9 protein-coding genes are annotated in these 12,117 nt (G+C 71.5%); 6 read left to right on the top strand and 3 right to left on the bottom strand.

Features of this window, described 5'->3' with window-relative positions; all coding sequences use genetic code 11:
- The first annotated feature begins 15 nt into the window (after positions 1-15).
- Positions 16-1,179 (top strand): amidohydrolase, encoded by a 1,164-nt coding sequence (locus AB0J87_RS54810; RefSeq protein WP_363981965.1) that lies wholly within the window; start codon positions 16-18, stop codon positions 1,177-1,179.
- A gap of 27 nt (positions 1,180-1,206) precedes the next feature.
- Positions 1,207-3,729, top strand: coding sequence for a Tex family protein (locus AB0J87_RS54805; protein WP_363981962.1), 2,523 nt, complete (start codon positions 1,207-1,209; stop codon positions 3,727-3,729).
- 246 nt (positions 3,730-3,975) lie between these two features.
- Here the strand turns inward: AB0J87_RS54805 and AB0J87_RS54800 are convergent, their stop codons facing one another.
- Positions 3,976-5,178, bottom strand: coding sequence for an RNA-guided endonuclease TnpB family protein (locus AB0J87_RS54800; protein WP_363981959.1), 1,203 nt, complete (start codon positions 5,176-5,178; stop codon positions 3,976-3,978).
- 181 nt (positions 5,179-5,359) lie between these two features.
- Here AB0J87_RS54800 and AB0J87_RS54795 point away from each other — a divergent pair, with 181 nt between their 5' ends.
- Entirely contained in the window at positions 5,360-6,472 is a 1,113-nt protein-coding gene (locus AB0J87_RS54795; protein WP_363981957.1) for a hypothetical protein, read from the top strand.
- A gap of 94 nt (positions 6,473-6,566) precedes the next feature.
- On the opposite strand, the gene AB0J87_RS54790 is transcribed toward AB0J87_RS54795, so the two are convergent.
- A complete protein-coding gene (locus AB0J87_RS54790; protein ID WP_363981954.1) occupies positions 6,567-7,151 on the bottom strand; it encodes a TetR family transcriptional regulator in 585 nt (194 codons plus the stop codon).
- 79 nt (positions 7,152-7,230) lie between these two features.
- On the opposite strand from AB0J87_RS54790, the gene AB0J87_RS54785 reads away from it, so the two are divergent.
- Positions 7,231-8,103, top strand: a complete 873-nt coding sequence (locus tag AB0J87_RS54785; protein ID WP_363981951.1) for an NmrA/HSCARG family protein — start codon at positions 7,231-7,233, stop codon at positions 8,101-8,103.
- Here the strand turns inward: AB0J87_RS54785 and AB0J87_RS54780 are convergent.
- Entirely contained in the window at positions 8,096-8,791 is a 696-nt protein-coding gene (locus AB0J87_RS54780) for a TetR/AcrR family transcriptional regulator (protein ID WP_350728096.1), read from the bottom strand. The two genes, AB0J87_RS54785 and AB0J87_RS54780, sit on opposite strands and share 8 nt — an antisense overlap.
- 102 nt (positions 8,792-8,893) lie before the next feature.
- On the opposite strand from AB0J87_RS54780, the gene AB0J87_RS54775 reads away from it, so the two are divergent.
- Together AB0J87_RS54775 and ilvD are read left to right on the top strand one after the other, a co-directional pair.
- Positions 8,894-10,114 carry a saccharopine dehydrogenase C-terminal domain-containing protein gene (locus AB0J87_RS54775; RefSeq protein ID WP_363981947.1) on the top strand — a complete coding sequence of 407 codons (1,221 nt, stop codon included), beginning with the start codon at positions 8,894-8,896 and terminating at the stop codon, positions 10,112-10,114.
- Positions 10,115-10,162: 48 nt separating this feature from the next.
- Positions 10,163-11,812, top strand: coding sequence for a dihydroxy-acid dehydratase (ilvD, locus tag AB0J87_RS54770; RefSeq protein WP_350728098.1), 1,650 nt, complete (start codon positions 10,163-10,165; stop codon positions 11,810-11,812).
- Positions 11,813-12,117: the final 305 nt, after the last annotated feature.

Genomic DNA, 12,117 nt, shown 5'->3' with positions numbered 1-12,117 from the left:
TTTAGGGTGCTTGCCATGACCGACGTGCTGCTCCGCGGCGGGCACCCCTGGGGGCGCGACGCCCCCGCCGACATCCTCGTCCGTGACGGCCGGATCCACCTCGTCGCCCCAGGCGTCGAGGCGCCGGGCGCCCGGATCGTCGACATCGCCGGGCAGCTCGTGCTGCCCGGTCTCGTCGAGGCGCACTGTCACCTCGACAAGACCCTCTACGGCGGCCCGTGGGTGCCCCACTCGGCCGACGACACGCTGGCCGGGCGCATCGGAAACGACCTCGGCCGCCGCGCGGAGCTGGGCGTGCCGAGCGCCGAGCGGATCGGCGCGCTGCTGGCGCGCATGAGCGCGGCGGGCACGTCCCACGTCCGCACCCACACCGACATCGACCCCCAGGTGGGGCTGCGGGGCGTGGAGGCCGTGCTCGAGGCGGCCGCCTCCTCCCCCGTCGACGTTCGGCAGGTCGCCTTCCCCCAGCACGGCGTGCTGATCAACCCCGGCACGGCCGAGCTGCTCGAAGAGGCGCTGAAGAGCGGCGTGGAGGCGGTCGGCGGCCTCGACCCTGCGGGCATCGACCGCGACCCCGTACGCCACCTCGACCTGGTCTTCGGCCTGGCCGAGCGCTACGGCGCCCACCTCGACCTCCATCTGCACGACGGCGGGTCGCTCGGCGGGTGGGAGCTCGAGCTCATCACCGAGCGCACCAGGGCGCTGGGGCTGGGCGGCCGGGTGACGGTCAGCCACGCGTACGCGCTCGGCCAGCTCGACGACGCCTACCAGGACCGCCTGGTCCAGGGGTTCGCCGAGGCGGGCGTCGCCATCGCGACCGCGGCCGTCTACAGCTTCCCCGTGCCGCCGATCAAGAAGCTGCGGGCCGCGGGCGTCACCGTCGCCTGCGGCCACGACGGCATCCGCGACCTGTGGGGGCCCTACGGCAGCGGCGACATGCTGGAGCGGGCGATGCACGTCGCCTACCGCAGCACGTTCCGCAGGGACGAGGACATCGAGCTGGCGCTGGAGGCCGCCACCTACGGCGGCGCCCGCGCGCTCGGGCTGGAGTCGTACGGCCTGTCCCCGGGCGACCGGGCCGACCTGGTCGTGGTGCCGTGCGGGGGCGCGGCGGAGGCCGTGGTCGTTCACCCTGCGCGCACTCTGGTCATGAAAGACGGCGTCGTCCTGCACAATTGACCGGCGGGACCATCGAAAGGCAGGCAAGTGCTCTCTATTCACCAGCGGATCGCGGCAGAGCTGGGCGTACGCGACGGCCAGGTGCAGGCGGCCGTCGAGCTGCTCGACGGCGGCGCCACCGTGCCGTTCATCGCGCGATACCGAAAAGAGGTCACCGGCACCCTCGACGACGCGCAGCTGCGCACGCTCGAAGAGCGCCTGCGCTACCTGCGCGAGCTGGAGGAGCGGCGGGCGGCGATCCTTGAGTCGATCGAGTCTCAGGGCAAGCTCGACGACGAGCTGCGCGAGCAGATCATGGCGGCCGAGACCAAGGCCCGGCTCGAGGACATCTATCTGCCGTACAAACCCAAGCGGCGCACCAAGGCGCAGATCGCCCGCGAGCTCGGCCTGGAGCCGCTGGCCGACCAGCTGCTCGGCGACCCGACGCTCGACCCCGCCGCCACGGCCGAGGGCTTCGTCACCGAGGGCGTGGCCGACGCGGGCGCGGCGTTGGAGGGGGCCAGGGCGATCCTGATCGAGCGGTTCGCCGAGGACGCCGACCTGATCGGCGGCCTGCGCGAGCAGCTCTGGAGCCGCGGGCAGCTCGTGTCGAAGGTCCGCGAGGGCAAGGAGGAGGCGGGGGCCAAGTTCTCCGACTACTTCGAGTTCGGCGAGCCGTTCACGAAGCTGCCCTCGCACCGGATCCTGGCGATGTTCAGGGGCGAGAAGGAGGAGGTGCTGTCGGTCGCGCTGGAGCCGGACGACAGCCCCGAATACGAGATGCGCATCGCGTCCCGGTTCGGCGTCTCCGACCAGGGGCGGCCGGCCGACAAGTGGCTGGGCGAGACCGTGCGCTGGGCCTGGCGCACCCGCATCCTCGTGCACCTCGGCATCGACCTGCGGATGCGGCTGTGGCAGGCGGCCGAGGACGAGGCGGTGCGGGTCTTCGCGGCCAACCTGCGCGACCTGCTGCTCGCCGCCCCCGCCGGGAGCCGGGCGACCATGGGCCTCGACCCCGGTCTGCGTACGGGGGTCAAGGTCGCCGTGGTCGACGCCACGGGCAAGGTCGTCGAGACCGCGACCATCTACCCCCACGAGCCCAAGCGGCAGTGGGACCAGTCGCTGGCCGTCCTGGGCGCGCTCGCGCAGCGCCACGGGGTCGAGCTGATCGCCATCGGCAACGGCACCGCCTCCCGCGAGACCGACAAGCTGGCCGGTGACCTGGTCAAGCACATGCCGTCGATCACCAAGATCGTCGTTTCCGAGGCCGGGGCCTCGGTCTACTCGGCCTCGCCGTACGCGTCGCAGGAGCTGCCCGAGCTCGACGTGTCCCTGCGCGGCGCGGTCTCGATCGCCCGCCGGCTCCAGGACCCGCTGGCCGAGCTGGTCAAGATCGACCCCAAGTCCATCGGCGTCGGCCAATACCAGCATGACCTGGCGGAGTCCAAGCTCTCCCGCTCGCTCGACGCGGTGGTCGAAGACTGCGTCAACGCCGTCGGGGTCGACGTCAACACCGCCTCGGCGCCCCTGCTCACGCGCGTGTCCGGCATCGGCTCCACGCTGGCCGAGAGCATCGTCCGCCACCGCGACTCCAACGGCCCCTTCCGTACGCGCGCCGCGCTCAAGCAGGTGCCCCGGCTCGGGCCCAAGGCGTTCGAGCAGTGCGCGGGCTTCCTGCGCATCCGCGAGGGCGACGACCCGCTCGACGTGTCGAGCGTGCATCCGGAGGCCTACCCGGTGGTCCGCCGGATCCTCACCTCGGCCAAGACCGACCTCAAGTCGCTGATCGGCAACACCGCGGCCCTGCGCTCGATGAAGCCCGAGACCTTCACCGACGAGACGTTCGGCCTGCCGACGGTCACCGACATCCTGCGCGAGCTGGAGAAGCCAGGCCGCGACCCGCGTCCCGCCTTCAAGACCGCCGTCTTCAAGGAGGGCGTCGAGAAGCTCTCCGACCTGTCCTCGGGCATGATCCTGGAGGGCGTGGTCACCAACGTCGCCGCCTTCGGCGCCTTCGTGGACATCGGCGTCCACCAGGACGGCCTGGTCCACGTCTCGGCCATGTCGCGAAACTTCGTCAAGGATCCGCGTGACGTGGCCAAGCCCGGCGACATCGTCCGCGTCAAGGTCCTCGACGTCGACATCCCCCGCAAGCGCATCTCCCTGACCCTGCGCCTGGACGACGAGACCCCCGCCCAGTCCCCGGGCGACGGCTCCCGCCGAGGCGGCGGCCGCGGAGAGGGCAACCGCGGCGACGGGGGTCGCGGCGAAGGCGGCCGCAGAGACGGCGCACGCGGTGACGGTGCACGTGGCGACGGTGCACGCGGTGACGGCGGGCGCGGCGACGGGAAGGGCAACGGCGGCCAGCGCGACCGCACCCAGGGCCGCGGCGACGACCAGCGCGGCCGGGGAGACGGCGGTCGTGGGGACGGTGGCCGTCGCGGCGGAGGCGGCGGGGGCGACCAGCGCGGTCGCGGAGACGGCCAGCGCGGCGGCCAGCGCCGCCAGGACCGCCCGGCCCCCTCCGGCGCCATGGCCGAAGCCCTCCGCAAGGCAGGCCTCACCGACTAACCCACCACCAACCCACCGGCCCCTCCCGCGGAACCAGCCGCGCGAGGGGCCACGGCGTACCACCCCAGCGAGGACGACGGCCCTCCCTCCGGCGCAGTTGGCACGCCGCCACACGCGCACCCCACCCCTGGTCGCCCCAGACCACTCGGCGAAGACGCCGCGCACCCGCGGGCGATCCTCCACACGCGGGACAGCCGAACAACCCGGGGCCGGGCGATACGGTCGAAGGTTGACTTCCTCCTCCGCCTAAGGGCAGAGGGTTCCAGCCCTCACGGGCTGGGCTTCCTGCTTCACAGCCGACCGCACCCGGGAGTACCCGGAATGTCTCACATCAGCTCCACAGGCAGACACGGCAAGACCTGCCGCCAGAATGTTCTTGGCCGCGTTGATGTCCCGGTCGTGCCGGGTGAGGCAGCCCGGACAAGTCCAGTGCCGGGTGGACAGGCTCAGCTCAGCGAGCAGGTGCCCACAGCGGGAGCATGTCTTGGACGAGGGATACCAGCGATCTATCACGATCAGGCGGCGACCATACTTGGCTGCCTTGTACTCCAGCATGCGACGGAAGGAGCCCCATCCGCAGTCGGAGATCGCTTTGGCCAGGCTGCGGTTGCGGACCATGCCACGCACGTTGAGGTCCTCAATGAGGATAGTGTCGGCCTGGCGGACCATTCGGGTGCTGACCCGGTGCAGGAAGTCCTGTCGGGCGTCCCGCATCTTGCGGTGGGCGCGGGCGACCTTGGCCTTGGCCTTGGCCCGGTTGTTGCTCCCACGTTCCTTGTGGGCCATGCGCCGCTGGTAGCGGGCCAGGTTGCGCGCCTTGCGGTCCAGCAGGCGCGGGTTGGCGACACGGTCCCCATTGGAGGTCACCGCGAAATCCTTGACACCCAGGTCAACGCCGATCATCCGCCCGGCCGGCGGGAGTTGCTCGCCGTCGTTGCCTTCGGTGTCGACAGCGATGGAGACATACCAGCGGCCGTCGGGGTCTCGGGAGACGGTCACGGTGGTCGGGTTCAGTGTGGCCGGGTCCACGTCGGGCCACGACCAGACGAACTCCAGCGGGCCGTCCAGCTTGCCCAGGTGCAGACGCCCGTCACGCCAGCGGAAAGCCGACCGCGTGTAGGCTGCGGCCTGCTTGCCGTGCCGGGACTTGAAGCGCGGGTAACGGGCACGTCCGGCGAAGAAATTCATAAACGCTGTGTACTGGTGCCTGAGCGTCTGCTGGAGCGGCACCGACACCTCGTACAGGAAGTCGTGTTCGCCGTCACGTTTGAGCTGGGTCAGGTATCGGTCTGTTTCGGCGTAGGAGGTCTTCCGGCCTTCGGTGTGGTAGCGGGCGTGCCGCCAGGCCAGGACCGTGTTCCAAATCAGACGTACGCATCCAAACGTGCGGTTGAGCCCCGCGACCTGTTCGGGGGTAGGGTAGGCCCGCATTTTGTACGCCGTACGCACGTTCGAATCCTACCGAAATCCAAGAAGATCCATAAGCATTTTGGAAAGGAGTGGCTATGTGCGCTTTGCGCTTGAGACCAGCGCGGCCACGTCGGCGTTATGCTGGCGGGGGTCTGGTTCCATCTGGCCCTAAAGGACCGGCCCTCCTACAGAGGTTTAAGTGAACACGACAGTGTTTACCATGGCGATTACCCAAGCACGTGACCTGCTCCGGTGGTGCTCGCCGCTGAGGACCGAGCTGTGGGCGGCGCGGCTCGCCGCCGATCTCGAGCCGGACCAGGTGGAGCCCTTCCTGCGGCAACTGTCCGAGGACGGCGGGACGGAGGCGCGGCTCGCGCTCGCGGCCCTGGCGGCGGTCGACCCGGCCGCCGACGCACGCCCAGCGTCCGACGCACAGCCTGCGTCCGACGCAGGCCCCACATCCGATACACCCCTCCCATCCGATACACGGCCCGCGTCCGGCGAAGGTCCTGTGGCCGATGTGGGCTCGGGGTCCGGAGCGGACGCTCGGGGTGGGGCGGGGTCCCAGGGCCAGGCGGCGGCGAGCGTGTACGTCAGGGCCGCTGACGGCGTCCTGGAGACGCTGCCCGGGTGGGTGCGGCGGATGGGGCGGGTGGCGTGTGAGGGCGGCTGGTACGGCAAGGCGGACCCGTACGGCGAGCAGGCCCTCGCGGCCCTGTCGTTCCGGTACGAGAACGGCAAGGAGCCGCACCTCCTCGTCGTCGCCATCGACCAGGTGAACGGCGGTCTGGCGGTGGACGCGGTGGTCGAGGAGGTGAAGTTCCTCGACGACCTGGGCCTGCGGGCCGAGGAGCCGGGAGCGGTCGCTGGGCGGGTGCTGGACGCGTTCGAGCTGGGCGACCGGATCATGGGGGCGCTGGTCGCCGACACGCTGCCCGCCGTGCGGCCGGTCGCGCTCTCCAGGGCCCGCGCGGTGCCCGATCTCGTACGCCCGGCGCCCGACGACACCGTGAGCCGGTTCCGCGAGCTGCCGGACCTGCCCGGGGCGCGGGAGGCGTTCGAGAAGCTTGCCGAGTTCGTGGGCGATCGTCCTCTGTGGTGGAGCCCGGCGCGGGTCACCCAGTTCCTGACGTCCTGGTTGCCCAGGGAGGCCATCCTGTCGGAGGCGGGAATCGCGGCGATGCCGGAGGTGGTGCGGGCCTGGAGCCGCTTCTGCGGAGCGCATCCCGCGGTGCTCGCCCAGGTCGAGGCGGACGCGCCGCGGCTGCCCGCCCTCATGGCCGACGAGTCCTTGGCGAGCCTCGGCAAGCGCATCGCCAAGAACCGCCTCTGACGCCGGCGTCCTGATACCCCCAGAGGCAGGCCGGCGTCCCGGTACGCCCACGAGTGCGCCGCCATATCCGGATGCGGCCGCCGGCGGCCCCCCGCTACGGCCGCGCTGAGGGTCGCAGTCCGTCGATGGCGAAGGCCAGCAGCCGTTCCCCCTGCTCGGGCGTCGTCTGCTCGCCCGCCCACGCAAGCGCGTTGATCAAGGTGTAGAAGTCCGAGGCGGTCGCGTCGGGGCGTACGGCGCCGGCCGCCTGCGCGCGTTCGAGCAGCCGTTCGCCGGCGGTCAGCACGGACTGGCAGGCGGCGTGCAACTCCGAGGTCTCGTCCTCGATGCTGCGCATGAGCGAGGTGGCCAGCCCCCGATACATCGCCGCATGCGCGATCCCCGCGCGCGCCCAGGTGATCAGCGCCTCGTGGGCGTCCGGGTGGTCGAGGAGGTCGCGGGCCCGGCCGGCCAGGGCCTCCATGCGGTCGCGCATCAGGGCCTCGAGCAGCGCCTGCCGGGTGGGGAAGTGGCTGTAGAGCGTGCCGTTCGCCACCCCCGCGCGCCGCGCGACGTCCTCCAGCGAGGACTCCACCCCGTGCTCGGCGAACGCCGCCGCCGCTTCGGCGAGCAGCCGTTCGTAGTTGCGGCGCGCGTCGGCGCGCATCCGGCGCCGGGGCGCTGGGCCGGTGGTCGTCATAGACACTCCCAGGTTGCTTAACTTGAGACTATCTCAATATATTTCTTGAGACAGTCTCATCTTACTGTGAGGAGCCCTGGTGAACCTCGTCGACAAGCCCGTCCTGGTGACCGGCGCCACCGGACGCCAAGGCGGCGCCACCGCCGTCCAACTGCTCGCCTCCGGCTGGCCGGTCCGCGCCCTCGTCCGCGACCCGGACGCGCCGGCGGCCCAGGCGCTGAAGGCGAAGGGCGCCGAGCTACGCGTTGGAGACCTCGACGACACCGGCTCGCTCGCGGAAGCGGCGGCCGGCGCGTACGGCGTCTTCGGCGTCACGCCCGACGACGACGACCTCGACCGGGAGATCCGCCGCGGCCGCGCCCTCGTCGACGCCGCCGCCGCGGCCGGAACCTCCCACTTCGTGTTCACCTCGGTCGGCGGCGCCGACCGAGGTGCCGGCCTGCCCTACTGGGACAGCAAGTGGCAGATCGAGCAGCACATACGCGCGTCCGGCCTGCCCGCGACGATCCTGCGGCCGGTCCGGTTCATGGAGAACCACACCATTCCCGGCCTGCCCGTCGGCGGGATCGCAGGCGGCGAGCTCAGGCATCTCTTCGGCCCGGACACGCCGGTGCAGCTCATCGCCGCCGCGGACATCGGCGTCTTCGCCCGCCTCGCCTTCTCCCACCCGCGGGACTACCTCGGGCAGGCGATCGAGATCGCCGGGGACGAGCTGACCCCCAGGCGGACGGTGGAGCTGATCAGCCGGAGCCTCGGGCGCGAGATCACCTACCGGCAGCTGCCCATCGGCTCTCTCGGGCTCGGTCCGGACGCCGAGAGCGCCTTCGCGGACGAGCGCGGACTGTGGCGCGCCGACATCGCGGCGTTGCGCGAACGCCACCCCGGTCTCCTGGACTTCCGCACCTGGCTCCGGGACGGCGGCACCGAGCAGATCCGGGCCCTGCTCACCTGAGCTGCGCGGACGCGCTCGACAGGAGCATGTCGAGGGCCGTGGGGTAGGCGCTGTCGTTCATCTCGGCCACCAGCAGCGGCGCCGTCGCGGCGATGTTCGGGTGCGTACGGGCGGGCAGCCGCGCGTACGTGGCCTGCCACACCTCCTCGTCCGCCTCCCGCGCCGCCTTGGGCAGGGCCAGCGTGGCGGCGTCGAGGATGGCGAAGGCCAGGCTCTGGTCGATGAACGCGTGATAGATCCGCACCGCGTCCCCGTCCGCGAATCCGGCACCGCGCAGGATGCCGATGATGGTCTCGTCCCCGGCCACCTCGTTCGGCCGGCCGGTGACCCGGCTGGCGGTCAGCACCGCGGCCTGCGGGTGCGCCAGGTACGCGTGGTGGATGCGCAGGCCCAGCTCGCGCAGGTCGGCGCGCCAGTCGCCGGTAGGCCGCCAGTCGGCCATCGCCGTGCCGAACAGCTCGTCCGCGATCGCCAGCACCAGGTCGTCCATGCCGCGGAAATAGCGGTAGACCGTGCTGGCGTCCGCGCCCAGCGCCAGACCCAGGCGGCGGGCGGACAGCCCCGCCGCCCCGTGCTCGCGGAGCATGCGGAGCGAGGTCTCCACGATGAGCTGATGGGTGAGGACCTGCCCGTGTTTGGTGGGGCGGCGCCGTCTGCGCGCCGCCTCCGGCACCACTCGCTTGGCCACGAGTACGGCCTCCTTATGCCAACGCCATTGACGTTGACGAGCCTACCCAAGTTAAATTCTCGACACACCCCCCAAAACAGCATTAAAAGGGGACTTATCGTCATGCGTATCCTTCTCGTTGGAGCCGGCGGCGTGGGAACCGCCATCACCCGGATCGCCGCCCGCCGCCCTTTTCTCGACCACATGGTGGTCGCCGACTACGATCTCCCCCGCGCCAAGGCCGCCGTCGCCGCGCTGGGCGAGCAGGCGGACCGGTTCACCCCTGTCAAGATCGACGCGGCCGACCGGGCCGCGGTCACCGCGCTGCTGAAAGAGCACCGGTGCGACGTCCTCCTGAACGCGACCGACCCCCGATTCGTGTTGCCGCTGTTCGAGGCGGCCCTCGCGGCCGACGCCGACTACCTCGACATGGCCATGTCGATGTCCAGGCCGCACCCCGACCGCCCGTACGAGGAGGTGGGGGTCAAGCTGGGCGACGACCAGTTCGCCCGCGCCGCCGAGTGGACCGCGCAGGGCCGGCTGGCGCTGGTCGGCATGGGCGTGGAGCCCGGCCTGGCCGACGTGTTCGCCCGCTACGCCGCCGACGAGCTCTTCGACGAGATCGAGGAGATCGGCATCAGGGACGGCGCCAACCTGACCGTCGACGGCTACGAGTTCGCCCCGTCGTTCAGCATCTGGACCACCATCGAGGAGTGCCTCAACCCGCCGGTCATCTACGAGAAGGACCGCGGCTGGTACACCACCGAGCCGTTCAGCGAGCCCGAGATCTTCGACTTCCCCGACGGGATCGGCCCCGTGGAGTGCGTCAACGTCGAGCACGAGGAGGTCATGCTGGTCCCCCGGTGGATCCCGGCGCAGCGGGTCACCTTCAAGTACGGGCTCGGCGAGGACTTCATCGGCAAGCTCAAGACCCTGCACGCGCTCGGCGTGGACCGCACCGAGCCGGTCGCGGTCCGGACCGACGACGGCACCGCCAGGGTGTCGCCGCGCGACGTGGTGGCCGCCGTGCTGCCCGACCCGGCGGGCCTCGGCGACCGCATGCGCGGCAAGACCTGCGCCGGGACCTGGGTGAAGGGCGTCAAGGACGGGCGGCCCCGCGAGGTGTACCTCTACCACGTGGTGGACAACCAGTGGTCGATGCGCGAGTACGGCTCCCAGGCCGTGGTCTGGCAGACCGCCGTGAACCCGGTCGTGGCCCTGGAACTGATGGCGAACGGGGTCTGGAAGGGCACGGGCGTGCTGGGGCCCGAGGCGTTCGAGCCGGGCCCGTTCCTGGACCTCCTGGTGGAGTACGGGTCACCCTGGCGCATGCGCGAACAGTGAGCGCGAGATCATGGAGGCGTAACGACCCGCACGACGAAGGGCAGCGCCTTGAGCATCGCCGACGACCCCGACCGCGCACCGGCCCGATCCCACTTGTACGCCATGGGCTGGTCGGAGGAGGACATGCGCCGCCCGGTGGTCGGCATCGCCTCCACCTGGACCGGCACGATGCCGTGCAACCTCACCCACCGTGAGCTGGCCGCCCACGTGGCCGAGGGGGTGCGCGCGGCGGGCGGCACGCCGATGGAGTTCAACACGATCGCGGTCTCCGACAACCTCACGATGCACACCCCCGGGATGCGCACGTCGCTGGTCAGCCGCGAGGTCATCGCCGACTCGATCGAGCTCATGGGCCGCGCGCACGGCTTCGACGCGCTGGTGGTCATCGTGGGCTGCGACAAGACCGTGCCGGCCGGGATCATGGCGCTCGCCCGCCTGGACGTGCCCGCCGTCGTCCTCTACAGCGGCACGATGATGCCCGGCAGGTGGCGCGGGCGCGACGTCACGATCCAGGACATGTGGGAGGCCCTCGGCGAGCGCGCCGTCGGCCGCCTCGACCAGGCGGAGCTGGACGACCTGGCCAAGCACGCCTGCCCGGGCGCCGGCACCTGCGCCGCCCAGTACACCGCCAACACCATGGGCAGCGTCGCCGACTTCCTCGGCCTGGCGCCGTTCGGAGTGGGTGACATCCCGGCGGTGGCGGAGGAGAAGAACGCCGCGGCCCGGCGGGTCGGCGAGATCGCCATGGAGGCGCTGGCCCGCGACGCCCGCCCCTCGCGGGTGCTGACCGCAGACGCCCTGCACAACGCGATCGTCTCGGTCGCCGCCATGGGCGGCTCCACCAACGCCGTCCTGCACCTGCTGGCCATCGCCCGCGAGGCGGGGCTGCCGCTGCGCATCGACGAGATCGGCGAGGTCTGCCGCCGGGTCCCGATCATCACGGGGCTCAAGCCGAGCGGCGGCGACCACACGGCCCTGGACCTGTGGCGGGCCGGCGGCACCTCGCTGGTGGTGCGCCGCCTGCTGGAGGCCGGGCTGCTGCGCGAGAACGCCACGCTGGTGGACGGCCGCACGCTGGCGGAGGTCGCGGCCGACGCCGAGGAGACGCCGGGGCAGGAGGTGGTGGCGAGCGTGGCCGAGCCGTTCAAGCCGCGTGGCGCGCTGGCCATCCTGCGGGGCTCTCTCGCGCCCGACGGCTGCGTGCTCAAGCTGGGCGGCAAGGACGACTTCCGCCACGAGGGCCCGGCCAAGGTGTTCGACTCGGAGCACGACTGCTACGTCGCCATCCAGGAGGGTCACATCGTGCCGGGCGACGTCATCGTCCTGCGTTACGAGGGCCCCGCGGGCGGTCCCGGCATGCAGGAGATGCTCTCGATCACGGGTCCGCTCGTCGGCCGCGGCCTCGGCGCCTCGGTGGCGCTGGTCACCGACGGGCGCTTCAGCGGGGTCTCGCACGGGCGCGTCGTCGGGCACGTGGCGCCGGAGGCGTACCACGGCGGGCCGATCGCGCTGGTGCGCGACGGTGACACGGTGGTCATCGACAGCGCGGCGGGGGCGATCGAGCTGGTGGTGCCGGAGGAGGAGCTGGCGCTGCGCCGCGCCTCGTGGAAGCGGCCCGAGAGAGAGGTCGAGCGGGGGGTGCTGACCAAGTACATGGCGACGGTGGCCTCCGCCTCGGACGGCGCCGTCACGGCCTGATCCGGGTCGAGCAGGCGGCGCGGGCCGCTATGCTGCGCAGTGACGTACTCGAGTCGCTGTTAGGAGATTTGCGCGATGTACAAGGAGTTCGCTGTCGAGGCCGTGATGTGGCTCGTTCCGGTCGCGGTGCTGATCGGGGTGGCACTCCTCGTCACCGCGTGAGCCAGGGGCTCAGCCGGGGGTCGGCTTGGCCCCTGGCGGCCGCTCAGCGGTAGTACCTGTACGAGACGTACGTGTTGGCGTAGCGGTTGAAACTGCTGAAGCCGTCCAGCCAGTTGTTGTAAGCCTGAGACAGGGACCGCGTC

Origin of the sequence: Nonomuraea sp. NPDC049625 (genome assembly GCF_040675285.1) — a bacterium.
Taxonomy (GTDB): domain Bacteria; phylum Actinomycetota; class Actinomycetes; order Streptosporangiales; family Streptosporangiaceae; genus Nonomuraea; species Nonomuraea angiospora_A.
Note: the sequence above shows the minus strand (reverse complement) of the source record. Positions and strands in the feature narration are given on the sequence as shown.